The sequence below is a fragment of the Paraburkholderia sacchari genome, assembly GCF_000785435.2.
GTDB classification, from domain to species: Bacteria; Pseudomonadota; Gammaproteobacteria; order Burkholderiales; family Burkholderiaceae; genus Paraburkholderia; species Paraburkholderia sacchari.
On sequence record NZ_JTDB02000002.1, the window covers coordinates 1,090,293 to 1,114,701 of the forward strand.

The following is a 24,409-nucleotide window of genomic DNA, read 5'->3' on the forward strand; positions in this document are numbered from 1 at the left end:
TGCTTCATCCTCTTGCGGGAAAGCCCTGGGCCGAACCGTAAGAGGCGGCAGGCGATTGGCTATAATGAGCGCCAACTTCCGACGTCCGGTTGCACGCCGCGCCTCGCGCCCGCAACCGTCGCTTTTTCCCTTCTCAACAGAGAGCGCTCATGAGCTTCGCAAATGTCCCCGCCGGCAAGGATCTGCCGCAAGACTTCAACGTGATCATCGAAATTCCGGCGCAAAGCGATCCGGTCAAGTACGAAGCCGACAAGGACCTGGGCCTGCTGGTCGTCGACCGCTTCGTCGGCACGGGCATGCGTTATCCGGTCAACTACGGTTTCATTCCGCAGACGCTGTCCGGTGACGGCGACCCAGTCGACGTGCTCGTGATCACGCCGTTCCCGCTGCTGGCAGGCTCCGTCGTGCGCTCGCGCGCGCTCGGCATGCTGCAGATGACCGACGAGTCGGGCGTCGACGCCAAGCTGATCGCGGTGCCGCACGACAAGGTCTGCCCGATGACGGCCAACATCAAGTCGCTGGAAGACGTGCCCGCGTACCTGATGGACCAGATCAAGCACTTCTTCGAGAACTACAAGGCGCTCGAAAAGGGCAAGTGGGTCAAGGTGGAAGGCTGGGTCGGCATCGAAGCAGCTCACAAGGAAATCACCGACGGCGTCGCGAACTTCAAGAAGTAATCGCGAAGCAAGCAAGGCTAGTCAGGGCGCTCCGCAAGGAGCGCTTTTTTTTCGTCCACGGTTTCTATGGAATGACGTGACGGGTCGCGTCGAGGGCAAAAGCTCGGCGGTCCTGTGAAGGATAACGGCGCAAGCGCGGCCGGCTTTGGGCCTGGGTGACGATGGGCGCGTGTCCGGCTGGGCGCGCGGGTGGACGCTTAAGCCGGCGCTTCAGCCTCCGGCTGCGCGCGCCCGGACGGCTCGGGCGGCGCGGGCAGCACCGAGTCCAGCGTGCGCTCGCCGGCCGCGAGCGCGCGCTTTACGCGGGGCGTGAGGCGCTTGACCCGGTATTCGGCGCGCAGTGCGCTCGCGCGGTCGGCCAGCTCGAACTGCGCGAGCACGCGCACCGGCTTGCGCGAGCGCGTGTAGCGTGCGCCAGTGCCGTTCGCATGCTGCGCGAAGCGCGCTTGAACATCGACGGCGATGCCCGTGTAGACGCTGCCATCGGCGCATTCGAGCAAATAGAGGAACCACGGCATGGGTGCGGACGCGATGATCGCTTGAACGGTGAGGGGGCGGTTTCAGTTGCCGAATTCAGTTGCCGAATTCAGCCACGGAATGGATTGTGCTCGTTCAGCTCATGCACATAGGCATGAATCTGGTTCGCCTCGCTTTTCAGAAAGTGGGCGACGGCGTCGGCGAACGCGGGATGCGCGAGCCAATGCGCCGAGCGCGTGACGGTGGGCATGAAGCCGCGCGCCATCTTGTGCTCGCCCTGCGCGCCGCCTTCGAATACGGCGAGCTTCTCTTCGATGCAGAACTCCAGCGGCTGATAGTACGCGGTCTCGAAGTGCAGGCAGGGCACGTGTTCGAGCGCGCCCCAATAGCGGCCGTAGAGCGTGCCGCCGCTGCCGTCGGCGTCGCGCTGGTAGACGACGAGCGAGCTTGCGATCGGCTTGCCCTCGTATTCGGCGATCACGAGCATCAGGTTCTCGGGCATCGTCTCGCCAATCGCGCGGAAGAAGTCGAGATTCAGATACGGCGACGAAAAGTGCTCGCGATAGGTCTGCCGGTAGCAGCGGCTGAAAAAGCGCCAGTGCTCGTCGCGGATATCCTCGCCGCGAATCCGCCGGTGCGTGACGCCCGCGTCGCGCACCTTGCGGCGCTCGGCGCGGATGTTCTTGCGTTTCTTCTGTTCGAGCGTCGAGAGAAAGTCGTCGAAGTCGCGGTAGCCGTCGTTGAGCCAGTGAAACTGCACGCCTTCGCGCTGCATCATGCCGAGCTCGGTGAGCAGGGCCGCGTCTTCGGCCGTCGAAAACAGCACATGCAGCGACGAGACGTCGGCCTGCTCGGCGAACGCGACCAGCGTGGCGGCCAGATGGCGGCGCGCGGTGTCGTCGGCGGCCAGAAGGCGCGTGCCTTGCACGGGCGTGAAGGGCACCGCGCACAGCAGCTTCGGGTAGTACTCGAGGCCGTTGCGCTTGTAGGCGTCGGCCCAGGCCCAATCGAACACGTATTCGCCGTACGAGTGGCCCTTCAGGTAGACGGGCGCGGCGGCGGCGAGCTGACCCGTGCGCGCGTCGGTGAGCGTCACGAACTGCGGCGCCCAGCCCGCATCGGGCGTGGCGCAGCGCGTGGTGTCGAGCGCCGCGAGGAATTCGTGGCGCAAAAAGGGCGTTGGCTGCGCCTGGCGCGCGAGCAGCGCGTTCCATTGCGCGGCGTCGACCTCGGCCGGTGAGCCGAGAATGCCCGTGCGATAATCGAAATGTTCCTTATTCAACTTGCGTGCCCGTTGTGGCTTGGCGAAGTGCCGCGCCGCGGCAAACGGTCATGGTAAAGCAAACCATCCGAACGGGTGAGGGTGCGGGTCGGTTTGAGTGTCCACTGAGCGTCTCCATGTCCCCAATCGCTTATCAGTCATCCAGATGAAACAGCGCTTCTTCAATCTCTACTCGCATGGCTTCGCGCGCGTGGCCGTGGGCGTGCCGCGCTGCCGCGTGGCCGATCCGGCCTTCAATGCCGAACAGACGCTCGCGCTCGCGCGCGAGGCCGCAGCCGGCGGCGCGGCGCTGATCGCGTTTCCCGAGCTCGGCCTTTCCGCCTATAGCTGCGACGATCTCTTTCACCAGCAGGCGCTGCTCGACGCGTGCGAGCGCGCGCTCGCGCAGATCGCCGCCGCGTCGGCCACGCTGCCGCTCGCGATGATCGTGGGCTTGCCGGTGCGCGTCGGCCATGCGCTGTTCAACTGCGCGGCGGTCGTCGCGGGCGGGCGGGTCGCGGGCGTCGTGCCCAAGAGCTATCTGCCGAACTACGGCGAGTTCTACGAGCCGCGCCAGTTCAGCGCCGCCGCTTGCGCCGATTCCGCGAGCACGGAGACGGTGCGCCTCGCCGGCCAGGACGTGCCGTTCGGCGCATCGCTGCTGTTCGATGCGGCGGAAATTCCGGGCCTGCGCTTTCACGTGGAAATCTGCGAGGACGTCTGGGTGCCGATCCCGCCGTCGTCGTTCGCGGCGCTCGCGGGGGCATCGGTGCTCGTCAATCTTTCCGCGTCGAACGTGGTGGTGGGCAAGGCCGGCTATCGGCATCAACTGGTTTCGCAACAGTCGGCGCGCTGCCTCGCCGCGTACCTGTACACCTCGGCGGGCCAGGGCGAGTCCACCACCGACATGGCGTGGGACGGCCAGGCGCTCGTCTACGAAAACGGCGAGTTGCTCACGCAGTCGGGGCGCTTCCTCGACGACTCGCACCTGATCTACGCCGATGTCGATCTCGATCGGCTCCAGCAGGAGCGCATCCGTCAGACCACCTTCGGCGATTCGGTGCGCCGTCATGCCGACGAGGTCGCGAAGTTCCGCGTGATTCGTTGCGAGCTTGGCGCCACGGGCAAGGGCGCCTGGGAGCAGGAAACGCTCGCGCTCGCGCGCCGCGTCGAGCGCTTCCCCTATGTGCCGGCCGATCCGAAGCGCCGCGACGAGCGCTGCAATGAGGTCTACAACATCCAGGTGCAGGCGCTCGTGCAGCGGCTCTCGCAGGCCGGCATCAAGAAGGTGGTGATCGGCGTGTCGGGCGGGCTCGACTCCACGCACGCGCTGCTGGTCTGCGCGAAGGCGATGGACCGCCTCAAGCTGCCGCGCGCCAATATTCTCGCGTACACCATGCCCGGCTTCGCGACGAGCGAGCGCACGCTGCGCCAGGCGCGCGAGCTCATGACGCTCGTGGGCTGCACGGCGCGCGAGATCGACATTCGCCAGAGCTGCATGCAGATGCTCGAAGATCTCGGCCATCCGTATTCGGCGGGCAAGGAAAGCTACGACATCACCTTCGAGAACGTGCAGGCGGGCGAGCGCACGAACCACCTGTTCCGCCTTGCCAACTTCAATCACGCGATCGTGATCGGCACCGGCGATCTTTCCGAGCTCGCGCTCGGCTGGTGCACCTACGGCGTCGGCGATCACATGTCGCACTACAACGTGAACGCGAGCGTGCCCAAGACGCTCATCACGCATCTCGTGCGCTGGGTCGCGGAGACGGGGCAGATCGGCCAGAACGGGGAGAGCGGGCGCGACGTGCTCGAAGCGATTCTCGCCACCGACATCAGCCCCGAGCTGATTCCGGGCAAGACCGACGGCGCGCCGGAGCAGAAGACCGAAAGTACGATTGGTCCGTACGAACTGCAGGACTTCAATCTTTACTACACGCTGCGCTTCGGGTTCGCGCCTTCGAAGGTCGCGTTCCTCGCGCGCCATGCATGGCGCGAGCGCGAGACGGGCGCGTGGCCCGAGAACGCGAAGGTCGCGCGCAATCAGTACGATCTCGCGGATATCAAGCGCAATCTGCGGATTTTCCTCGACCGCTTCTTCCGCACGAGCCAGTTCAAGCGCACCTGCATTCCGAACGCGCCGAAGGTGGGTTCGGGCGGCTCGCTTTCGCCGCGCGGCGACTGGCGTGCGCCGAGCGATTCGGAATCGGTGGTGTGGCTCGCGGATCTCGAGCGCGTGCCCGATCAGGAGCGCGCAAGCGCGCCGCCGCCCGTCGCCGGGTCTTGACGCTGCGTCTTGAAATCGTCGCGCACAGCGTAAAATCGCCGATAACCTGCGGATGAACCGCAAATAAACTGAGACAGACGAGGATCGCCATGAAACGCATTACAGCCGTCATCAAACCGTTCAAGCTCGACGAAGTGCGCGAGGCGCTCGCCGAAGTGGGCCTCACGGGCCTGACCGTGACCGAGGTAAAGGGCTTCGGCCGCCAGAAGGGCCACACGGAGCTCTATCGCGGCGCCGAGTACGTGGTGGACTTCCTGCCCAAGGTGAAGATCGAGGTGGTGGTCGCCGACGCGCAGACCGACCAGGTGATCGACGCGATCATCGGCGCGGCGCGCACGGGCAAGATCGGCGACGGCAAGATTTTCGTGACCGACGTCGAGCGTGTGATCCGCATCCGCACCGGCGAAGAGAACGAAGCGGCGGTCTGAAAAAAGCAGGGACGGTGCCGCTCGCACGGCCCGTCCCCAAATAAAAAACGGTGCGATACCCGTTGGGATACCGCACCGATACGCGCCTCTCGCAGCAGCGTGAAAACTTCGATGTAGCTGTTCTGTCTACACTCGTCGCGAATTAGAACGAGTGCTGGATGCCTGCGTACACGCCGGTCTGGCTGTGGCCCGGCAGCGGGTTGCCCGTTCCGGCGCCCAGACCCGGGTTGTTCGCGTTCAGACCGAAATTGGCCGACTTGCTGTTCTGCACCGTTGCCACCTGGAGGTCGAGCAGCGTGCGCTTGGACAGGTTGTACGAGCCGCCGACCGTGTACAGCGTGGCATTGCCGCCGCCGTTGTTCGCGTTGACGTGGTAGATCGCGCCGATCAGCGCGGCTGCCGGTGTGGCTTGCCACGTCACGCCGCCCCACTCGTGATCGAGCGTGGTCGGCTGGCCGGGCAACGTGAATGCGCCGTTCATGCCCGACGTGCGGACGGCCTGGTAGCCGCCCTGAATCTTGAACGCACCGAGGAACACGTTCGCCATGATCGTGTACTCACGCGACGCGGTGAACGGGCCGCCAGTCTGGCCGGTTGCGGGGTCGGTCACGGTCGGGTCGCCGTTCAGCTGGCCGTTGATCGGGTTGCGGATTTCGTCGTACAAGCCGCGAATCTGGAACAACGCGTTCGTGTAGGTCAGTTGCAGGCCGTCCTGGCGACCCTGGGACGTGGTGCCGTTGCCGTTCCAGCTCGTGGCGTTCGAGAACGAATACTGGCCGTACACGTCGAAGCCGTAGAACTTCGGCGACTGGTACGAAATGTTGTTGCTCGACTGCGGCCAGTTGCGGCCGCGGACCATCGATGCTGACGACCAGTTCGATTGGCCGAACGGGTCGAAGTCCCAAATGCCGTTCGAGATGAACAGTTCGCGGCCCATCAGCAGCGTACCGTACATGTCGTTAGCCATACCAACCGTCGCCCAGCGATTGAAGAGACCGCCGCCGCCCGGACCCTGGCCGGTCGCCGTGCTGAAGGAGCCTTCCAACTGGAACAGCACCTTGTTGCCGGCACCGATGTCTTCAACGCCCTTCATGCCCCAGAGGCTCGTGCCCCAGTAGCCGCTTTCCAGCTGGACTTGGCTCGTGCCGTGGGTCGCGCGGCCCTGAGCGTCGGCGCCTGCGCCGATGCCGTTCATGTACGCGATACCCGCATCCAGACGGCCATACAGCGTTACGCTGCTTTGCGCATGCGCGACCACGCCAGCCGACATCAACGCTGCGGCGAGCAGAGCTTTCTTCATCTTCTCCTCCATACCCTGTCAAAGAGTCAACCTAAGTACTGCGAAAGATGTCCGCGCGTTCGGGATGTCGCGGACAGAAATTGTCGCGTAGGGAGCGTGACCCGAGGATCGGCGTGCGGAACGATGCGAGCAGGACAACCTGTTCGAGTCGTCTTGCAGATCCCCTAGTTGACTGGCATCTCCCGTTCTTATTTGAAGTGAAACTACTTTTAATGAACTTTGTTTTGCTACTTTGGTTACTAATTTAGCAAAAAAGGCTGACGCTGGCGACCGAAATCGCTTGTGGGTGCTGGGGTGTCGTCAAATTGCCATACGTGTTTCCTGGATGCTGGTCAGCACGATCCGAAAAGTATGCTTAAAGCCTTGCAGGACAAGGCACACACGTTTGCTGGCGGAGGATCTTCAGGATTGCCACTATTGACGCGAAATATCGTCAGGCGTAGAGCAAAATGCGCGAATTCGACGCGTATCGGGAGTGTTCGAAGCAGCCCTTTGAAGGCAAAAAGAAAAGGCGCTGAAAGCGCCTTGAAATATTGCTTTTACTACATTGCCGCGACGGCATGTAGTCGACTACATGATGGTCCGGATTACTTGAGGCTGCCCGAGAGGAACTGGCGCAGGCGCTCGCTTTTCGGGCTGGCGAACACGTCGGCCGGCACGCCTTCTTCTTCCACGCGGCCCTGGTGCAGGAACATCACGTGGTTCGAAACGTTGCGCGCGAAACCCATTTCGTGGGTGACGACTATCATCGTGCGGCCTTCCTCGGCGAGCTTCTGCATCACCTTGAGCACTTCGCCCACGAGTTCCGGGTCGAGCGCCGAGGTGGGCTCGTCGAACAGCATGACGTCGGGGTTCATCGCGAGCGCGCGCGCAATGGCCACGCGCTGCTGCTGGCCGCCCGAGAGATGCGAGGGATATTGCGTCTCCACGCGCGGCGCGAGGCCGACCTTTTCCAGATACGTGCGCGCGCGGTCCTCGGCTTCCTTGCGCGAGATGCCGAGCACGTGCACGGGCGCCTCGGTCACGTTTTCGAGCACGTTCATGTGCGACCACAGATTGAAGTGCTGGAACACCATCGCGAGCTTGGTGCGCACGCGCTGCAACTGCTTCAAATCGGCGGCGTGCAGCGCGCCGGTGCGCTTGTCGGCGCGGGTCGCCACTTCCTCGCCGTCGACAATGATGCGGCCCGAGTTGGGTTGCTCAAGAAAGTTAATGCAACGCAGCATCGTGCTCTTGCCCGAGCCGGACGAGCCGATCACGCTGATCACGTCGCCGGCGTTCGCCTTGAGCGAAACGCCCTTCAAGACTTCATGGTCGCCGTATTTCTTGTGGAGCGAATCGACGAAAAGTTTTTGTTTCTGGGAATTCATCAAATACCTCGGTGCGGGCTCACTTGCCCTCATTTACCTTGAGGTCGCAGATACGCGAGCCAGCGGCGCTCGGCTTGGCGGAACAGCCATACGAGCGTGAAAGAAATGATCAGGTACAGCAGGGCGGCGATGCCGAACGCGCCGAACGACTGGTAGGTCGCCGAGTTCACGTCGCGCGCGATTTTCAGGATGTCGGGCACGGTGGCCGTGAACGCCACGGTCGTGGCGTGCAGCATCAGGATGACTTCGTTGCTGTAGTAGGGCAGCGCGCGGCGCAGCGCCGAAGGCAGGATCACGCGGCGATACAGCGTGAAGGGCGACATGCCATAGGCGCGCGCGGCCTCGATCTCGCCATACGGCGTCGCCTTGATCGCGCCCGCGAAGATCTCGGTGGTGTACGCACAGGTGTTGAGCGCGAATGCGAGCAGCGTGCAGTTCATGCCGCTTCTGAAGAACGCGCTCGTGAGTTCGTGGTTGCGCACGATGTCGAGGCTGTAGAGGCCCGTGTAGCAGAGCAGCAGCTGCACGTAGAGCGGCGTGCCGCGGAACACGTACGTATAGAGCCACACGAGCCGTGCGAGCCACTTGCGCTTTGAGACGCGCGCGACCGCGAGCGGCACCGAAAGGCAGAAGCCGATGCCGATCGAAATCACCAGCAGCCATGCGGTAATGGCGACGCCGGTGAAGTGATAGCCGTCGCTATAAAGATAGTTGCGCCAGTATTGCTGGATCAGTTGGACGAAGTCTTGCATGGTCTTGGCCTCGCGCGATTCAGAGATCCGCTTTGCGCACGCCCGTGGAGTAGCGCTTGTCGAGATACATCAGCACGAAGTTCGAGACGGTCGTGATGACGAGGTAGATCGCGCCTGCGAGCAGGGTGAAGAAGAAAAAGCGCAAGGTGCCCTTGCCGGCGTCCTGGCTGGCCTTCACGACGTCGGCGAGGCCGATGATCGAGACGAGCGCTGTGGATTTCACGAGCACCTGCCAGTTGTTGCCGATGCCGGGCAGCGCGAAGCGCATCATCTGCGGGAACATGATGCGCTTGAACACCTGCCAGTTGGTCATGCCATAGGCGTGGCCCGCTTCGAGCTGGCCGCGCGGCACCGCGAGAAACGCGCCGCGGAAGGTCTCGGTGAAGTACGCGCCGTAGATGAAGCCCAGCACGATCACGCCGGCAAGGAACGGGTCGATATCGATCTGGTCCCAGCCGAGGTAATCGGTGAGCATGTTCAACCAGATCTGGATGCTGTAGAAGAGCAGCAGCATCAGCACGAGATCGGGCACGCCGCGAACGAGCGTGGTGTAGGCCGTGCCCGCGCCATACGTGACGCGGTTTTTCGAGAGCTTCGCCGCCGCGCCGATCAGTCCGAGCAGGAACGAGAGGGCGAGCGAGAGCACCGAGAGCTTGACGGTCTGCCAGGTGCCGGCGAGGATCAGCGGGCCGTAGCCTTGAAGAAACATAGGTGAGTCCTCAACGGGGCGTCTCAACGCTGGACGGCGCCCCGCGAAAGGCGCGGCAGAGGCTGCCGCGGTTCAAGTCGGTTCATGCGCGGCCGGCGTGGCTGGCCGCGTGCTTCGCGACGGCGGCGCCCATGGGCGCCGTGTGTCTCCGTCTTGTTGCTTATTTGCCTTTTACTTGCCTTTATAGATGTCGAAGTCGAAATACGGCTTCGCGAGTCGGTCGAACGTGCCGTCCTTGTGAATCGAGGCGAGTGCCGCATCGAATTTCGCCTTCAGGTCGGTGTCTTCCTTGCGCAGGCCGATCGCGGTGCCGTCGCCGATTGTTGCCGGATCTTCCACGGCCGGGCCCGCCCAGGCGAAGCCCTTGCCGCGCGGCGTCTTCAGGAAGCCGAAGTCGGCCTGGACCTCGTCCTGGAGCGCCGCGTCGAGGCGGCCCGACATCAGGTCCTGATACACCTGATCCTGATTCTGGTACGTCACGACGTTCACGCCCTTGCCGGCCCAGTGCGCCTTCGCGTAGGCCTCCTGGGTCGAACCCTGCTCGACGCCCACGTTCTTGCCCTTGAGCGAGGCCACGGTGGGCTGGAGCGGCGAGCCGGCCTTGGCGAGCATGCGTGCGGGCGCGTCGAACATCTTGTCGGAGTAGTCGATCTGCTGGCGGCGCTGGTCGGTGACGGACAACGACGAGACGATCGCGTCGAACTTGCGGGCCTTGAGCGCCGGAATGATGCCGTCGAGGTCGCTCTCGACCCAGACGCACTTCACGTTCATGCGCGCGCAGAGGGCCTTGGTCAGGTCGACGTCGAAACCGACGATCTGGCCGCTGGCGTTCTTGGATTCGAACGGCGGATAGCTCGCATCGACGCCGATGCGCACGGTCTTCCAATCCTTGGCCGCGGCGCTGCCCGCCAACAAGGCGAGTGCGAGGCACACTGCGAACTTCTTCATCATTCTCCTGTCGACCAGAATCCGCGCTTTGGCTGTCGGCCGGAGTGGGTGCTTGAGCACTTACTCCGGCCCCATGCAAAGCTCGTGACTCCGGTCCCATGCAAAGCGGAAACGGGCGCGACGCCGGGCGGGCGCCGCGTTGTAAGGGCGCCGTCATTTTAGGCGATCAAAAATGCGGGTCGGACGCGGACAGCGCCGGTTGCTCGTATCTGATTGATGGGCCATACGGACTGCCCAACCGGGCGCCCCTGACCGGCGTCTGAAAAGCGCGGTATTTTACCCGATGCGCAGGCCGGCGCGGTCGGCTACCGCTTCGCGTGCCATATCACCAAGAAAAACGCCGCGGGATTCGCATCCCGCGGCGTTGTGCCGATGGTGTGCCAAGGGCCGGCGCGCCGGGCGGTGCTCCGCCCGCGCCGCGCCTCACGAGGCGCTTACTGCGCCGGCGCCGAAGCCGCGCCCTTGTTCTCCTTCTGGTACTGCTCCCAACGCTCGCGCATCTTCTCGCGGCGCTGTTCCATCTTCGCGAAGCGCTCCTTGAACGCCGAGCTTACCGTCGTCTTCTGCTGATCGTTCAGGCCGTTATAGAAGGCGAGCCACGCTTGCGCGGTCTGCTCGCGCAGTTGCGCGTCCTGCTGCTCGACTCTCTGATGCGTGGCGTGCAGCGCGTTCATGTCGAGGATCGGCTGGCTCTTCATCGAGTCGAACTGCTGCTTGATCTGCTCGTGATTCTTGCGCATGGCTTCGTGGTTCTGCTTCATCGTGTCGAGCGCGGCTTGCCATTGCTTTTCCTGCGCGGCGTTCAGGTTCAGCTTGTCATGCAGCCTCTTGAAACCCGTCATGAAATCGCCGTGCACGCCGCGGCCGCCATGCATGCCCGGGCCGCCATGCATCATGCCGGGGCTGGCCGGGGGCGGGGGCGTTTGAGCGTTGGCGGCGGTGGCGGCGAAGCTGAGCGCAAGCGAGGTGGCGGCGATGGCGAGAAGGCGCGAAGGGGTCTTATTCATGGTGAAGCTCCTGACAAATCCTTGAAGGTGTCCGGTCTGGCACGACGCCAGGGAAAGTCGATGGCGCTCGCAACCGGTGTCCCTAGCGTATCGGGCAGACCGACCTCGCGTGTTACCACCCCGTCGGCCGGCATTACGCAACATTACGTGCGCCTTTCGCGGTAACACCCTGTAACCCAAAGCGCGTCCGTGTAAGCAAACGGCTTTCACGCGCGCGTTACACTTCGTCCCATGGCTACTCAAATTCTGGTCGTCGATGACGACGTCGAACTGCGCGACCTGCTGCGCGACTACCTGGCGAGGCAGGGGATTGAAGTGTCGGTGCTGCACGATGCGGGCTCGCTCGAGCGGCGGCTCGAGCGCGAGCGCCCCGACCTGATCGTGCTGGATCTCATGATGCCCGGCGTGGACGGGCTCACGGCGCTGCGCAAGCTGCGCGCGTCGGGCGATGATATTCCCGTGATCATGCTGACCGCGCGTGCGGACGACGTGGACCGCATCGTCGGCCTCGAACTCGGCGCCGACGACTATCTCGGCAAGCCCTTCAACCCGCGCGAGCTGCTCGCGCGCGTGCAGGCCGTGCTGCGCCGGCGCCGTACGGTGCCCTCGGCGGCCGCGCCCGAGCAGCGCGAGCCGTTCTCATTCGGCCGCTTTGTGCTCGACTTCCAGTCGCGCACGCTGCAGCAGGAGGGCAAGCCCATCATGCTGTCGGGCAGCGAATTCGCGCTGCTGAAGATCTTTGTCAATCACCCGATGCGCACGCTTACGCGCGAGCGCCTGCTCGAGCTGCTGCACGGTCCGGAGTACGACGGCACCGACCGCGGCATCGACGTGCAGGTGTGGCGCCTGCGCCGCATCCTCGAGACCGACCCTTCCACGCCGCGTTTTATCCAGACGGTGCGCGGCCGTGGCTACGTCTTTGTGCCGGATGGCGAGCAGAACAGCCATGCGCCGGCCGGTTGATTCGCTGTTCGGGCGGTTCGCGCTGCTGTTCATTGGCGTTCTGCTCCTGTCTCACGTCGCGTGGTTCGCGCTGATGCGTCTCGAACGCGATCAGATGCAGTCGCGCTACGCAGTGGAAGAGGCCGTGTTCCTCGTCGACGCCGTGCGCCAGCACGTGCAGCGCGAGCCCGATCAGCCGCTGCCCTCGCGCGTGCAACTGGTCGACCCGGCCAGCGCCGCGGTGCCCGCCATCAAGCCCGACATGCCCACGGGCCTGCGCCGTTTCGTCGACGATTTGCGCGAGCGCATGCCGGCCGGCACAGACGTGCGCATCGGCCAGCCCGGGCATCCGCCCATGCTGTGGGTGCGCGGTCCGCAGGACGCGCGCTGGATCGTGGTGCCGGCGCAGCCGCTGCGCCCGATGCGTCCGATCGATCGTGCGGTGCCATGGTTCATCATCATTTTCACGGCGGCGGTGATCGCTGCGCTGGTGGCTGCCTGGATGCTCCAGCAGCCGCTGCGCGCGCTTGCCCAGGCGGTTGCGCGCTTTGGCCGCGGCCAGCCCGTGCCGCCCTTGCCCGAGCGCGGGCCGCGCGAGATGCGCCAGCTCACGCGCGGTTTCAACCAGATGGTGAAGGAAGTGGAGCGCACCGAGAAAGACCGCGCGGTCATGCTCGCGGGGGTCGCGCACGACCTGAAGACGCCGCTCGCGCGCTTGCGCCTGCGCGCCGAAATGATGGACGAGCAGAAGGTGCGCGACGGCGTGGTGCGCGACGTGACCTCGATGGCGCATATCGTCGACCAGTTCCTGGTGTTCGCGCACGATGGCGCGGACCGCAGCGAGCCCGTTGAAGTGGACGACCAGTGCGAGCGCATCGCGCGCAATTACCGCACGGTCGGTGGCGAGACGCTCGCGATCGAACGCCGCCTGAATGCCGGAGCGGCGTTCCGCCTGCCCGCGGCCACGCTCGAGCGCGTGGTGTCGAACCTGCTCGACAACGCGCACGCCTACGGCGCGCCGCCCGTGGTGATCGAGACTGCGCGCGGGGCGAAGGAATTCACGCTGACCGTGGGCGATCACGGCAAGGGCATTGCCGACCAGGACCTCACGCAGGCGAGCCGCCCGTTCGTGCGGCTCGATCCGGCGCGCGGCGGCAACGGCCACAGCGGCCTGGGCCTCGCGATCGTCGAGCGGCTCGTGCGCCGCGCGGGCGGCGAGATCGCCATCGGCAATGGCGGGAGTGGCGGCCTCGAAGTGCGCATGACGTTTCCGTTCGAAGTGGTCGAACGCACGGTTGCCGAGGCGGCGCAGATCTGGTGAGCGCCGGCGAGCGGCGCATATTGGCGGGGGAGCGTGCGGCGGGCAAGGCCGCCGGATGTTACGCGATATGCGTGAGGTGGCGTCAGGCCGAGAACAGCGTGTCGAGCGCGGCCGCGGCCTCGCTGTCCACAGTGTTGTAGACGACGCTGTCGGCCTCGAAGATGTAGTGCGTCGTGTACTTGCCGAGGCGGGCAAGAATTTCTTCCTGTACCAGCTCGGGCGCGGCTTCGAGCTTCAGGTACCACGCGGTCGATGACAGGCGCGTCTGAAATGCGCCGTATTCGACCATCAACTGGTCGAACGCGAGAGCATCCTGATCGCGGCAGACGATGACCAGATTTCCCTTCATGCATGCCTCCTATGTGCTGAGCGACTTGCCACGGCGATGCGCGCCGCATGATGCCGCGCGCTCCGTTCATTCGATGATACCGCGTTGGAGACGAAAGCCCTGGGCCGGGTTCGCAATTAAGTGAGCAATGACTTTCGTCGATGAGTGATTGAGCGCGAACCGGCCGGGCGGATTACCAGGTCGCCGCAGCCGTGCGCGGCGGCACGGCGCCGTCCGAAGCCATCGCTTCACAGCGGTCGCGGCCTGCGGCCTTCGCCATGTAGAGCGCGAGATCGGCGCGGCTCATCAGGCGTTCGGGCTGGTCCTGGGTCGCCGCGAGTTCGGTGATGCCGATGCTCACGCTCAGATACGCCTCGCTGGGCAGCCCGGCGCAGACGTTCGCTTTCACCTGGCGGCGCAGCCGCTCGATCACGTCTTGCCCGGCGGCGAGTGTCGCGCCCGGCAGCAGGATGCCGAACTCCTCGCCGCCGAGCCGCCCGACCGCGTCGTCTGAGCGCAGCTCGCTGCGGCAGGTCTCGACGAAGTGCTGGAGCGCGCGGTCGCCGGCCGGGTGGCCGAAGCGGTCGTTGATCTGCTTGAAGTGGTCGAGGTCGGCGATCGCCATGCAGAGCGGCTTGCCGTTCGCATAAGCGCTGTCGATCTCGTGGCGCAGCAGGTCGAGGAAGTAGCGGCGCGAGAGCGCGCCCGTGAGCGCGTCGTGGCGCGCCTCGGCGGCCAGCAGCGAATTGGCGGCCTGCAGTTGCTCGGCGAGATCCCTGCTCGCGCGGTGCAGGCGCCGCTCGCGGACCAACGAGATCGAGATCACGGCGGCGAGCGTGACCGAACCCGCCAGCGTGAGGAAGATCAGCAGCCGGTCGCGCCGGTGATTCGCGAGCAGTTCGGGCCATCCGTTGAGCGGATCGACGAGATGGGCGGTGAGCCCCGAATTGAGTCCGCCGCGTTGCTCGTAAAGCGCCGGGGTGCGCTGGCGGGGCAATTCCACGAGCGCCTGCGCCGCGCTTTCCGATATCCACGGCGCTTCGCGCGCCGCCGCCTCGCCGGCGCCGTGCAGCGGGAGCTCGGCAAAGCGCTCGCGCAGATAGGTGTTCACGCGGTCGATGGCGTTCATCTCCTGCACATGGGAGCCGGGCATGGCGAGCCCTTCAAGCTTGCTGTCGTGCGCCATGACGATCACGCCGTTGCTGTCGGAGACAAAGGTTCCCGGGCGGGTGACCCAGTGGCGCAGCCGCGCGATGCTGACCTTGGCGAGCACCGCGCCCACCAGCAAGCCGTTGTCGTAGACGGGCGCGGCCACGAAGATGCCGGGCTCGCCACTCGAGGTGCCGACGCCATAGGTTTCGGAGAACGCGCCGAGCAGGGTGTCGCTCAGATAGTTGCGCGCACGCATGTCGACGCCCACGTAGGAGATTTTCTCCATGGCGTTGCTCGACGCGATGCAGATGCCGTTGTTGTTCACGAGCCAGATGGCGTCGAAGCCGGAGAACCCCTGGGCATCGTGCAGGAAGCCGTTGACGGCCGCGAGCGCGGGAGCGTGCTGCAATGCTGCGCGCCGCACCAGTTCCGTGGACGGGCGCGACGCGGCATAATCCCCGGCCTCGACCAGCGCCTGTTGCACCACGTGGGTTTCGGCCATGGTCGCGGGGATGGCGCGCGACATCGAGAGATCGCTCGCGATGACTTCGGCCATGTTGTCGACGACCGAGCGCGTCATCTGGCGCTGCACGCCGAGCGCGGTGTCGAGCTCCTGGCGCATCATGCGGTTGGCGAGCCAGCCCGCGGCCAGCCAGCAGACAAGCGCGAGCGCCACGACAGCCGCCACCGTGACCACGGGGGGCAACGCGGCTTGACGCAAGAGTCTCCTGTTCATCGGCCTTCTGGTTCGTTCGGGCGCATGGTGCGCAGGGTGCACATTGTGCACATGGTGGTTTAGCGGGCGGGATGCCCGGTGTCCCGGTAAAGCGGGGCAATCGGTAAAACATTGGGGGGCTGGGTGGGACAACCGTGTTACGGGTGACCGCCGTTGCCGTGCGACGATTTTAACTCTCCAATGGAGCGATAGAGCCCGCGGACGCTTTGGGGTGGGCTGTGTCGATGCAACCTGCATGCTTCGCCATGAGACAGAGGGGCATCGGACGCGAGGTTGAATCTGTCATGAACGTTGTGTAGTGTCGTGCCGTTTTGGAACCGGGCAAGCACGGGAGAGCGCCTGAATGGACTTCAGCTTCAACCTGAACCGCACGGCCAACGCCTCGGCGTGGCGCGTGCTGCCCAATCGCTGGGACTTCGTGGCGTTCCCGCTGATCATCTGTTTGATCGCGATGGCCGTGGTGGGCTTTCACGAGACCATGGCGCCCATCGCCACGCTCAAGACGCAGGCGATCTCGCTCGACCCGGCCAACCTGCCCGAGTACGCCATGCGCACGACGCTGCGCATGCTCGCGGCCATGGTCGCCTCGCTCACGTTCACGCTGGTCTACGGCACGCTCGCGGCCAAGAGCCGGCGCGCGGGCCAGGTGCTGGTGCCGATCCTCGACATCCTGCAGTCGGTGCCGGTGCTCGGCTATATCTCGTTCACCGTTACGTTCTTCCTCGCGCTGTTTCCCTCGCGCGTGCTGGGCGCGGAACTCGCGGCGATCTTCGCGATCTTCACGAGCCAGGCCTGGAACATGACGTTCAGCTTCTACCAGTCGCTGCGCACGGTGCCGCGCGATCTCGATGAAGTCTCGCGCGGTTTCCATCTCACGGGCTGGCAGCGTTTCTGGAAGCTCGAAGTGCCGTTCTCGATGCCGGGCCTCATCTGGAACATGATGATGTCGATGTCGGGCGGCTGGTTCTTCGTGGTGGCCTCCGAAGCGATCACGGTGGGCAACAACACGATTACGCTGCCGGGCATTGGTGCGTACCTGGCGCAGGCGATCACGGAGAAGAACCTGCACGCGGTGGGCTGGGTGATTCTCACGATGACGGTGGTGATCCTGGCCTACGACCAGTTCCTGTTCCGCCCGCTGGTGGCGTGGGCCGACAAGTTCCGCATGGAAAACACCGCATCGGGCGACGCGCCCGAGTCGTGGCTGCTCGACCTGATCCGCCGCACGCATCTGATTCATCGACTGCTCGTGCCGATGGGCTGGTTCTTCGCAAAGGCCGCGCGCGTGCCGTTCCGGCTGCCCGCCGCGCTGACCTTGTCATTGACGTCCCTCGCGGCGCCCGCTCCGGCGCGCGGCGAAAGTCTGCGCGCGAAGATCGGCGATGTTATCTGGGCCGTCTTCGTGATCGCGCTCACCGCCTACGTGGTCTGGCGCGTGTTCGCGTTCGTGCGCACCGGCGTCACGCTCGACGAAGTCGGCCATGTGTTCGTGCTTGGCCTCATTACGCTGTTGCGCGTGGTTCTGTTGATCGCGCTTGCCTCGGTGATCTGGGTGCCGCTCGGCGTGCTGATCGGCCTGCGTCCGGCGCTCGCCGAAAAGGTGCAGCCGCTCGCGCAGTTTCTCGCGGCGTTCCCCGCGAACCTGCTGTTCCCGGTGTTCGTGATCGTGATCGTGCGCTTCCACCTGAACCCGGATATCTGGCTCTCGCCGCTGATCGTGCTCGGCACGCAGTGGTATATCCTGTTCAACGTGGTTGCCGGCGCCACCGCCTATCCGAACGACTACAAGGAAGCGGCCAAGAATTTCCGCATCCGCGGCTGGCAGTGGTGGCGTCAGGCGATGCTGCCGGGCATTTTCCCGTACTACGTCACAGGGGCGATCACGGCGTCGGGCGGCGCGTGGAATGCGAGCATCGTGTCCGAGTTCGTGCAGTGGGGCGACACCAGGGTCGCTGCGCACGGCCTGGGCGCGTATATCGCGCAGATGACCGCCGCGGGCGACTATCCGAAGATCATTCTCGGCATTGCCGTGATGTCGCTGTTCGTCACGCTGTTCAACCGCGTGCTCTGGCGTCCCCTTTACACTTACGCGGAGTCCCGGCTGCGGCTCGACTGACCGAATAATCGAAGGCTCGAAGGTAAAGCGATGCAAAACCCCAAGACCCTAAGCACTACGACTACGCTGGGCGATGCGCAGAGCGTCCCGAATCCGCCGCGCGTCGGCGAGGAAATCCTGCGCGTGCAGAACGTGTGCCGGGGCTTCAACAAGACCCAGGGCGAGCTGCTCGTGCTCGACGACGCCAATCTCTCGCTGCGCGAAGGCGAGATCGTCGGGCTGCTCGGCCGCTCCGGCTCGGGCAAGTCCACGCTGCTGCGCATCATCGCGGGGCTGATTTCGCCCACCTCCGGCGAGGTCACGTGGCGCGGCAAGCCACTCGAAGGCCCGGCCGAAGGCGTGGCGATGGTGTTCCAGACCTTCGCGCTGTTCCCGTGGCTCACGGTGCTGCAGAACGTGGAAGCGGGCCTCGAAGCGCAGGGCGTGGGCGCGCGCGAGCGCCGCGAGCGTGCGCTGGCCGCCATCGACCTGATCGGTCTGGACGGCTTCGAAAACGCCTACCCGCGCGAGCTTTCGGGCGGCATGCGCCAGCGCGTGGGCTTCGCGCGCGCGCTCGTGGTGGACCCGATGCTCATGCTGATGGACGAGCCGTTCTCGGCGCTCGACGTGCTGACCGCCGAAACGCTGCGCACAGACTTGCTCGATCTCTGGACGCAAGGGCGCTTGCCGATCAAGTCGGTGCTGATCGTCACGCACAACATCGAGGAAGCGGTGTTCATGTGCGACCGCATTCTCGTTTTGTCGTCGAATCCGGGGCGCGTGGTGGCCGAGATCAAGGTGCCGTTCAAGCACCCGCGCAATCGTCTGGATCCGGCGTTCCGCAAGCTCGTGGACGACATCTACGCGAAGATGACCGCGCGCCAGACCGGCGAGGCGACGAAGAAGGGGCTCGAGCTCGGCAGCTGGCTGCCGCGCGTGTCCACGAACTTGATGGCCGGTCTGATCGAAACGCTGGCGGCCGCGCCTTATCACGGCCGCGCCGACATGCCGGAAATCGCGCGCTCGCTGCACCTGGAAGTGGACGATCTGTTCCCGATCGCCGAAGTGCTCCAGCACCTCGGCTTCGCCGACGTGCGCGAAGGCGATGTTCTGCTCACGCCGCCCGCGCGCGTGTTTGCGGAATTCGGCACGCAGGAGCGCAAGATGATGTTCGCCGAGCATCTGCTGCGTCAGGTGCCGCTCGCGGCGCGCATCAAGAAGGTGCTCAACGAGCGCCCCGGGCATCGCGCGCCGCGCGTGCGCTTCGAGCAGGAGCTGGAGGACTTCCTTTCGGACGGCGCCGCGGAAGAGACGCTCGACACCGTGATCGATTGGGGCCGTTATGGCGAGATCTTCTCGTATAACGACCAGTCGGAGATATTCAGTCTCGAAGACGTGGAGTCCTGAGCGCGCCAGGTTGAGGCCCGTTCCACGCGCAATTCAGGCACGCTTCAGGGGCGCTTCAGGCGCTATTGCAGCGTGCCCCAGCGCTCGACCGCCGGCTCGGCGGTCGCCCATTTCCAGCCGCCCTGGTCGTGGCAGGTGCTGGCCGTGTACCACTGCTCGGGCGCGTCGGCGGCTTCGCCGTCCTGCACCGAGAACACGAACTCCTTGCACAGCGCGAGCGCCGAAGCAAACGCGCGCGTCACGCGCACCTGGCCGTGACCGTTTTCCACCGGCAACTGGTGCTTGATGCGCCAGATGTCCATGCCGCCCACGGGCAGCCGCCCGGCGGTTTCGGCGAGCATTTCCTGCTGGTCGGCGTGCATGCTCTTCATGAAGCGGTTGACGGCCTCGTCGGTGGCCGCCTGCACCGCAATGCCCACGCCCAGACCCACGGCAGGGTTCGCCGTCACGATGCCGGTGGCTGCGGCCGCCGCCGCGCCGCTGGCCGCGCCGATCGACGAACAGCCGCTCGACGCGAGCGCGACGCTCACGCATAGCGCGGCAAGCGCGACGACACGCGCAGCCGCGCGCGGCCTGACGGACGGAGTCGCGTGCGGGATGGAGGACCTGCGCGCAGCGAAGTCGTGCGCCCCGCTCATTGCAGCGCGCCCCAGCGGTCGGTGGCCGGTTCCGCCGACGCCCATTTCCATGCCTCGCCGTCGCGGCAGACCGAGGCCACGTAGAACGCGCTGGAGGCCGCCGTATCCTTGGTCGCGTCCTGATCGACGGAGAACACGATCTCCTTGCAGTCGAGCGCGCCGGTGCTGATCGTGCGGCTGACCGTGACGCGGCCATGCGCGTCGTCCTCGATGGGAAACGAATGGCTGATGGACCAGGGCGCCACGCCGCCCACCTCGAGCGGGCCGGCGGCCTTCGCAATACTGTCCTGGGTGTTGCGGTGCACTACACGCTCCGAATACTGCACGCCGGCCTTCGCGGCCGCCACGGCGCCGAGACCGATGCCGGTGGCGACAGCCGCGTTGCTTGTCACCTTCGAGGCAACTGCCGCGCCAGCGATGCCGGCGCCCGCCTGCGCGCCTTCGGAGTAGAGCGAGCTGCACGCGGAGCAGGCGAGGCTCGCCACGGCGGCGAGCAGCGTGAGCGATACCGTGCGTCGCCAATGGGCACTCGAAGCGAGGGGGCGGGAGCGTGCCGCGATGGCCGAAGGCGCGATTCGTGGAGTCGACGTTGGCGCATTGCACGCCAGAGCACTTCGTTCTTGCATGTCATTTCCCTGCCACTAGCGGCTGGAAGCTGCCCGGCGCGGACCTCCAGCACGTTTTGGTGCTGCGGATTGTGCAGGATGGCCTATACAAAGGGGATAGGGAAAGTGCAAGAAATTGCAAAACGTCGTGCGCCGATTGTCGTTACATGCTTGCGCGCGCCACCATCGTGTGCGTTTTGAATCGATGCGCTCGTGCTGGCGGGTGCGTATCGTATCGACGTAAGTGCGTTTAGTGCGTGTCGCCTGCTTCGCTCGCGTCGCTATCGCTCGTGCTTTCGTCGGGCGTGCTGGCGTCGCTGTCCTCGGCGCCGTAGCTGCCGAGCCGGTTGTAGAGCGTCTTCAGGCTCACACCAAGCGTGCGCGCCGCGAGCCGCTTGTCGCCGCCGCAGTACTTGAGCGTGCCGAGGATGATCTGCTTTTGCGCATCCGCGAGCGGCGTGCCGATCCACACGCTCATCGCGTCGCCCTGGGTGACGGGCTTCTTCACGCGCGGCACGAGTTGCGGATGGGCGATCTCGACGGTCTTCTCCGCCAGGATGAACGCGCGGTACACGGCATTCTTGAGCTCGCGCACATTGCCGGGCCACGACCAGTTGCGCACGGTCTCGAGCGCGCGCTTGCTGAAGACCTTTTGCGTGCCGCTTTCCTCGTTGAGTTCGGTGAGAAAGAGTTGGGCGAGCAGTTCGCGGTCGCGCTCGCGCTCGCGCAGCGGCGGCGCGCGCAGCGGAAACACCGCGAGCCGGTACATCAGGTCCTCGCGCAGCGCGTTCTCTTTCACGGCGGTCACCGGATCGCGATTGGTGGCCGCGATGATGCGCACGTCGCCGCGTATCGCCTCGTTGCTGCCGACCGGATAGTACTCGCCGGTTTCGAGCGCGCGCAGCAGCTTGACCTGGTGCAGCAGCGACATCTCGGTGACTTCGTCGAGGAACAGAGTGCCGCCGCGCGCATGTTCGAAGTGGCCGTCGCGGGCCTGCACGGCGCCCGTGAAGCTGCCTTTTTCGTGGCCGAACAGCTCGGCTTCGATCAGATCGTCGGGAATCGCGCCGCAGTTCACGGCGATGAACGGGCCGTCGCGGCGGGTGCTTTGCGCGTGGATCGTGCGCGCCACGAGCTCCTTGCCCGTGCCCGACTCGCCGACGATCAGCGCGGTGGCGTCGGTGAGCGCCACGCGCTCGATCTGGCCGTAAAGCTCCCGCATGATCGCCGACGAGCCGTACAGCAAGCCGTACGACTGCAAGCCGGCAACACGCGGGCCGGCAGTGTCGCTGCGGCGCGTGTCGTTGGCCTTTTCATTGCACCTTTCGGCGCGCTCATCGTCTCGTTCGGCGGCGGGCAGGCCCGGCTCGATTGACGGCATGGCGTATTCGTCCTGCAAATTGGGGTGTGCGGCCAGAAGCCGGAAAGCGCTCGCAATGCCAGTCGTACAGGCGCGGCGCGTGGGCGAGACCCGGAAGCGGAGCCGGCAGGCCGCTATCATCGGTTATACCGCAGGTCGTCCTGACAGGCCGTCCTTACGGGCCGTCCTTACAGGCCGTCCAGAACTGGCGCGGACGATGCCGCGCCGACGGCCTCGGAATCCATCTCATAAACATTTAACCACTGCCTCGCCTTGCAGGGCAATCGATCTGGCCTTATGGCATGGCTCGTGCTGTGCAACTCGGACCTGCGCAGCGCGTCTACGTTATGAGCGGGCGTATCCTGCATGCGTCTGCATCGTGTAGCACGAACTGTTCCGAATCCGCTTCGCCGGCAACGAAATTGGGAGAATGCGATATGGCCAGAAACAAGCCTGGACTGATTGGAACCCTGTTTGCGGTGGGCGCGCTGGGCGCGACGGCGGGCATGCTGGCGTTGCGCTGGTCGCAACGACACCGCATGCAGCGGCAGACTTTCTATCGCGATCTGAGCCGGTGGGAAGGCGAGGGCGGCGCACTGGTTGAGAGCGGCGCCGGCGCGCCGGGCGTGGCCGCTTCGGACAGCGGCGCGAGCATGGCCGACCCGACCAAAGCCGCACGCACGGTGAGCAAGACGGCGCTCGAGCCCGCCAACGGCGCGTCGAACGACGAGCCGGGCACGGCCTGGCCTTTTCCGCATGGAGGCGGCGACCCGGTAACGCGACACTGAAGCTGCCTGCCGGTGCGAGCGGCGAGGCCCGCGCTGGGCGCGCTCGCGCCGTCGTGCGCCGGGAGCGCGCCGACGGGGGCACCGGCAGGGCTCCAGCAGGACACCGACAAGCGCGCGCAAGCCTGTCTCGAATGAGTCTATAATGGTCATATCCACAACAATCGAGGTTCGGGTTGCGTGCTGGCCGCGGTATTGTTGCGCAAGCGCAGCTAAAACCGCTCAATCGCCGTCTTGAGCGCCCCCGACCGTTTCGTACTCCCCTGCAGCGCGACAGCATGCGCCGCGAAGTTTGCGGCGCGGGCTCACATTGCCTCGCGGCCCGTGCTTGCCGCGCTGCCGCGCACGGGAGCCACTCATCTTTCAGGGCTGACGAGACGCGATGCCACATGTATTGATTGTCGATGACGATGCGCAAACCCGCGAAGCACTCGCCGCCGTGGTGGCCGAAGACGGACTCACCACCGCGCAGGCCGGCGACCTGCGCGAGGCGCGTATCCAGTTGATCCGGCAGATGCCGGACGTCGTCTTTACCGACCTGAAGCTGCCCGACGGCAGCGGCACGGATCTGTTTCAGGACCTCGACCCGCGCTCGGGCGTGGAGCTCGTCGTCATCACCGGTCACGCGAGCGTGGAAACGGCGGTCGATGCGCTCAAGTCGGGCGCCATCGACTATCTGGTCAAGCCGATCAATCTTCAGCGCGTGAAGGCGATTCTTAACCGCCTGCCGCGCGCGGGCGACCTCAAGGCCGAAATCGGCACGCTGCGCGGCGAGTTGCGCCGCATGGGGCGCTTCGGTCTCATGATGGGCAACTCGCCGGCGATGCAGGAGGTCTACGACCAGATCAGCCGTGTCGCCCCCACGCCTGCGTCGGTGATGCTGGTGGGCGAGTCGGGCACGGGCAAGGAAGTCGCGGCCCAGACCATCCATCAGCTGAGCCTGCGCCGCAAGCACGAATTCCTCGCCGTGAATTGCGGCGCGATTTCGCCGAATCTGATCGAGTCGGAAATGTTCGGCCACGAGCGCGGCTCGTTCACGGGCGCGGATCGTCAGCACAAGGGCTATTTCGAACGGGCGAACGGCGGCACGCTGTTTCTCGACGAAATCACCGAAATGCCGATCGAGCTCCAGGTGAAGCTGCTGCGCGTCCTGGAGACCGGCATGTTCATGCGCGTGGGCACCACCAAGGAGATCGAGACCGATGTGCGCCTGATCGCGGCGACCAACCGCGACCCGGAGCAGGCCGTTGAGGAGGGCAAGCTGCGGCTCGACCTCTACCACCGCCTGAATGTGTTTCCGATCAGCCTGCCGCCGCTGCGCGAGCGCGGCAAGGATGTGGAGCTGCTCGCCCAGGCGTTCCTCGACGAGCTCAACGAACGCCACGGCACGAAGAAGCAGTTCCCGGCGGCCGTGCGCGAGACGCTGGCCAGCTATCCGTGGCCGGGCAACGTGCGGGAGCTGAAGAACTACGTGCAGCGCGCGCACATCATGGCCGGCGCCGAAGGCGAGCTCACGGCCGCCGTGCCGCTGCAGATCTCGATTTCGAAGCCCGTGGCGGGCACGGCGGTGACGATTCCGTTCGGCACCTCGCTCGCCGATGCCGATCGACAGCTGATTCTCGCGACGCTCGAGCAGTGCGGCGGCGTGAAGACGCGTGCGGCGGAGATTCTCGGCATCAGCCTGAAGACGCTTTATAACCGGCTCGTCGAGTATGGCAATGAGAGCGGCAAGGGCGAAGCGTCCACGGGCGTCGCAGGCGGCGCCTGAACGCCGCTCCCGGCGACGGCCGCAGGCGTCCAGGCGCGCGGGTTTGCGCACGGACA

22 protein-coding genes are annotated in these 24,409 nt (G+C 65.4%); 9 read left to right on the forward strand and 13 right to left on the reverse strand.

Features of this window, described 5'->3' with window-relative positions; genetic code table 11:
• Positions 1-149 precede the first annotated feature (149 nt).
• On the forward strand, positions 150-677 hold the full coding sequence (ppa, locus tag NH14_RS11575; protein ID WP_035527363.1) for an inorganic diphosphatase: 528 nt from the start codon (positions 150-152) through the stop codon (positions 675-677).
• Positions 678-874: 197 nt separating this feature from the next.
• Here the strand turns inward: ppa and NH14_RS11580 are convergent, their stop codons facing one another.
• Positions 875-1,195 (reverse strand): GIY-YIG nuclease family protein, encoded by a 321-nt coding sequence (locus NH14_RS11580; protein WP_035527361.1) that lies wholly within the window; start codon positions 1,193-1,195, stop codon positions 875-877.
• A 68-nt stretch (positions 1,196-1,263) separates the two neighbouring features.
• A complete protein-coding gene (locus NH14_RS11585; RefSeq protein ID WP_035527358.1) occupies positions 1,264-2,436 on the reverse strand; it encodes a GNAT family N-acetyltransferase in 1,173 nt (390 codons plus the stop codon).
• Between the two features lie 145 nt (positions 2,437-2,581).
• Here NH14_RS11585 and NH14_RS11590 point away from each other — a divergent pair, with 145 nt between their 5' ends.
• Positions 2,582-4,702: an NAD(+) synthase gene (locus NH14_RS11590; RefSeq protein WP_035527355.1), complete on the forward strand. Its 2,121-nt coding sequence runs from the start codon at positions 2,582-2,584 to the stop codon at positions 4,700-4,702.
• Between the two features lie 89 nt (positions 4,703-4,791).
• Positions 4,792-5,130, forward strand: coding sequence for a P-II family nitrogen regulator (locus tag NH14_RS11595; RefSeq protein WP_035527352.1), 339 nt, complete (start codon positions 4,792-4,794; stop codon positions 5,128-5,130).
• A gap of 142 nt (positions 5,131-5,272) precedes the next feature.
• Here NH14_RS11595 and NH14_RS11600 read toward each other — a convergent pair whose 3' ends face one another.
• The 6 genes from NH14_RS11600 to NH14_RS11625 form a co-directional block, all read right to left on the reverse strand.
• Positions 5,273-6,430 carry a porin gene (locus NH14_RS11600; RefSeq protein WP_035527349.1) on the reverse strand — a complete coding sequence of 386 codons (1,158 nt, stop codon included), beginning with the start codon at positions 6,428-6,430 and terminating at the stop codon, positions 5,273-5,275.
• A gap of 587 nt (positions 6,431-7,017) precedes the next feature.
• Positions 7,018-7,800 (reverse strand): ABC transporter ATP-binding protein, encoded by a 783-nt coding sequence (locus NH14_RS11605; RefSeq protein ID WP_035527346.1) that lies wholly within the window; start codon positions 7,798-7,800, stop codon positions 7,018-7,020.
• Positions 7,801-7,829: 29 nt separating this feature from the next.
• Positions 7,830-8,552 carry an ABC transporter permease gene (locus tag NH14_RS11610; RefSeq protein ID WP_035527343.1) on the reverse strand — a complete coding sequence of 241 codons (723 nt, stop codon included), beginning with the start codon at positions 8,550-8,552 and terminating at the stop codon, positions 7,830-7,832.
• A gap of 19 nt (positions 8,553-8,571) precedes the next feature.
• Positions 8,572-9,261: an ABC transporter permease gene (locus NH14_RS11615; protein ID WP_035527341.1), complete on the reverse strand. Its 690-nt coding sequence runs from the start codon at positions 9,259-9,261 to the stop codon at positions 8,572-8,574.
• A 171-nt stretch (positions 9,262-9,432) separates the two neighbouring features.
• Positions 9,433-10,209: an ABC transporter substrate-binding protein gene (locus NH14_RS11620; RefSeq protein WP_035527616.1), complete on the reverse strand. Its 777-nt coding sequence runs from the start codon at positions 10,207-10,209 to the stop codon at positions 9,433-9,435.
• A 434-nt stretch (positions 10,210-10,643) separates the two neighbouring features.
• The gene (locus tag NH14_RS11625) at positions 10,644-11,216 is read right to left on the reverse strand and encodes a Spy/CpxP family protein refolding chaperone (RefSeq protein WP_035527338.1); all 573 of its coding nucleotides are present in this window, start codon (positions 11,214-11,216) and stop codon (positions 10,644-10,646) included.
• Between the two features lie 231 nt (positions 11,217-11,447).
• Here NH14_RS11625 and NH14_RS11630 point away from each other — a divergent pair, with 231 nt between their 5' ends.
• Complete coding sequence (locus NH14_RS11630) at positions 11,448-12,179, forward strand: response regulator (protein ID WP_035527335.1); 732 nt, start codon at positions 11,448-11,450, stop codon at positions 12,177-12,179.
• Positions 12,163-13,479: an ATP-binding protein gene (locus NH14_RS11635; RefSeq protein ID WP_035527333.1), complete on the forward strand. Its 1,317-nt coding sequence runs from the start codon at positions 12,163-12,165 to the stop codon at positions 13,477-13,479. Before NH14_RS11630 ends, NH14_RS11635 begins: the two co-directional genes overlap by 17 nt.
• Before the next feature lie 82 nt (positions 13,480-13,561).
• On the opposite strand, the gene NH14_RS11640 is transcribed toward NH14_RS11635, so the two are convergent.
• Both NH14_RS11640 and NH14_RS11645 read right to left on the reverse strand, forming a co-directional pair.
• Positions 13,562-13,828 (reverse strand): double-stranded DNA-specific endonuclease, encoded by a 267-nt coding sequence (locus NH14_RS11640; protein ID WP_028219326.1) that lies wholly within the window; start codon positions 13,826-13,828, stop codon positions 13,562-13,564.
• 172 nt (positions 13,829-14,000) lie between these two features.
• A complete protein-coding gene (locus tag NH14_RS11645) occupies positions 14,001-15,695 on the reverse strand; it encodes a sensor domain-containing diguanylate cyclase (RefSeq protein ID WP_035527328.1) in 1,695 nt (564 codons plus the stop codon).
• A 343-nt stretch (positions 15,696-16,038) separates the two neighbouring features.
• On the opposite strand from NH14_RS11645, the gene NH14_RS11650 reads away from it, so the two are divergent.
• Positions 16,039-17,811 carry an ABC transporter permease gene (locus NH14_RS11650; protein ID WP_035527326.1) on the forward strand — a complete coding sequence of 591 codons (1,773 nt, stop codon included), beginning with the start codon at positions 16,039-16,041 and terminating at the stop codon, positions 17,809-17,811.
• A gap of 30 nt (positions 17,812-17,841) precedes the next feature.
• The gene (locus NH14_RS11655; RefSeq protein ID WP_035527323.1) at positions 17,842-19,197 is read left to right on the forward strand and encodes an ABC transporter ATP-binding protein; all 1,356 of its coding nucleotides are present in this window, start codon (positions 17,842-17,844) and stop codon (positions 19,195-19,197) included.
• A 62-nt stretch (positions 19,198-19,259) separates the two neighbouring features.
• On the opposite strand, the gene NH14_RS11660 is transcribed toward NH14_RS11655, so the two are convergent.
• The 3 genes from NH14_RS11660 to NH14_RS11670 all read right to left on the reverse strand — a co-directional run bounded on the left by NH14_RS11660 (position 19,260) and on the right by NH14_RS11670 (position 21,821).
• Positions 19,260-19,835: a hypothetical protein gene (locus NH14_RS11660; RefSeq protein ID WP_052148100.1), complete on the reverse strand. Its 576-nt coding sequence runs from the start codon at positions 19,833-19,835 to the stop codon at positions 19,260-19,262.
• On the reverse strand, positions 19,832-20,461 hold the full coding sequence (locus NH14_RS11665; protein ID WP_084225473.1) for a hypothetical protein: 630 nt from the start codon (positions 20,459-20,461) through the stop codon (positions 19,832-19,834). The genes NH14_RS11660 and NH14_RS11665 overlap by 4 nt, the downstream gene beginning before the upstream one ends.
• A 229-nt stretch (positions 20,462-20,690) precedes the next feature.
• Complete coding sequence (locus NH14_RS11670) at positions 20,691-21,821, reverse strand: sigma-54 interaction domain-containing protein (RefSeq protein WP_052148098.1); 1,131 nt, start codon at positions 21,819-21,821, stop codon at positions 20,691-20,693.
• A 416-nt stretch (positions 21,822-22,237) separates the two neighbouring features.
• On the opposite strand from NH14_RS11670, the gene NH14_RS11675 reads away from it, so the two are divergent.
• Positions 22,238-22,588: a hypothetical protein gene (locus NH14_RS11675; RefSeq protein WP_035527317.1), complete on the forward strand. Its 351-nt coding sequence runs from the start codon at positions 22,238-22,240 to the stop codon at positions 22,586-22,588.
• Positions 22,589-22,967: 379 nt separating this feature from the next.
• Entirely contained in the window at positions 22,968-24,353 is a 1,386-nt protein-coding gene (locus tag NH14_RS11680; RefSeq protein WP_035527313.1) for a sigma-54-dependent transcriptional regulator, read from the forward strand.
• Positions 24,354-24,409 lie beyond the last annotated feature (56 nt).

Excerpts from the sequence above, each read along its gene's own strand:
- NH14_RS11655 (WP_035527323.1), top strand. The coding sequence starts at position 17,842 with ATGCAAAACCCCAAGACCCTAAGCACTACGACTACGCTGGGCGATGCG.
- NH14_RS11675 (WP_035527317.1), top strand. The coding sequence starts at position 22,238 with ATGGCCAGAAACAAGCCTGGACTGATTGGAACCCTGTTTGCGGTGGGC.
- NH14_RS11660 (WP_052148100.1), bottom strand. The coding sequence starts at position 19,835 with ATGAGCGGGGCGCACGACTTCGCTGCGCGCAGGTCCTCCATCCCGCAC.
- NH14_RS11590 (WP_035527355.1), top strand. The coding sequence starts at position 2,582 with ATGAAACAGCGCTTCTTCAATCTCTACTCGCATGGCTTCGCGCGCGTG.
- NH14_RS11640 (WP_028219326.1), bottom strand. The coding sequence starts at position 13,828 with ATGAAGGGAAATCTGGTCATCGTCTGCCGCGATCAGGATGCTCTCGCG.
- NH14_RS11580 (WP_035527361.1), bottom strand. The coding sequence starts at position 1,195 with ATGCCGTGGTTCCTCTATTTGCTCGAATGCGCCGATGGCAGCGTCTAC.
- NH14_RS11610 (WP_035527343.1), bottom strand. The coding sequence starts at position 8,552 with ATGCAAGACTTCGTCCAACTGATCCAGCAATACTGGCGCAACTATCTT.
- NH14_RS11635 (WP_035527333.1), top strand. The coding sequence starts at position 12,163 with ATGCGCCGGCCGGTTGATTCGCTGTTCGGGCGGTTCGCGCTGCTGTTC.
- NH14_RS11650 (WP_035527326.1), top strand. The coding sequence starts at position 16,039 with ATGGACTTCAGCTTCAACCTGAACCGCACGGCCAACGCCTCGGCGTGG.
- ppa (WP_035527363.1), top strand. The coding sequence starts at position 150 with ATGAGCTTCGCAAATGTCCCCGCCGGCAAGGATCTGCCGCAAGACTTC.
- NH14_RS11670 (WP_052148098.1), bottom strand. The coding sequence starts at position 21,821 with ATGCCGTCAATCGAGCCGGGCCTGCCCGCCGCCGAACGAGACGATGAG.
- NH14_RS11665 (WP_084225473.1), bottom strand. The coding sequence starts at position 20,461 with ATGCAAGAACGAAGTGCTCTGGCGTGCAATGCGCCAACGTCGACTCCA.
- NH14_RS11605 (WP_035527346.1), bottom strand. The coding sequence starts at position 7,800 with ATGAATTCCCAGAAACAAAAACTTTTCGTCGATTCGCTCCACAAGAAA.
- NH14_RS11600 (WP_035527349.1), bottom strand. The coding sequence starts at position 6,430 with ATGAAGAAAGCTCTGCTCGCCGCAGCGTTGATGTCGGCTGGCGTGGTC.
- NH14_RS11625 (WP_035527338.1), bottom strand. The coding sequence starts at position 11,216 with ATGAATAAGACCCCTTCGCGCCTTCTCGCCATCGCCGCCACCTCGCTT.
- NH14_RS11680 (WP_035527313.1), top strand. The coding sequence starts at position 22,968 with ATGCCACATGTATTGATTGTCGATGACGATGCGCAAACCCGCGAAGCA.
- NH14_RS11630 (WP_035527335.1), top strand. The coding sequence starts at position 11,448 with ATGGCTACTCAAATTCTGGTCGTCGATGACGACGTCGAACTGCGCGAC.
- NH14_RS11615 (WP_035527341.1), bottom strand. The coding sequence starts at position 9,261 with ATGTTTCTTCAAGGCTACGGCCCGCTGATCCTCGCCGGCACCTGGCAG.
- NH14_RS11645 (WP_035527328.1), bottom strand. The coding sequence starts at position 15,695 with ATGAACAGGAGACTCTTGCGTCAAGCCGCGTTGCCCCCCGTGGTCACG.
- NH14_RS11595 (WP_035527352.1), top strand. The coding sequence starts at position 4,792 with ATGAAACGCATTACAGCCGTCATCAAACCGTTCAAGCTCGACGAAGTG.
- NH14_RS11620 (WP_035527616.1), bottom strand. The coding sequence starts at position 10,209 with ATGAAGAAGTTCGCAGTGTGCCTCGCACTCGCCTTGTTGGCGGGCAGC.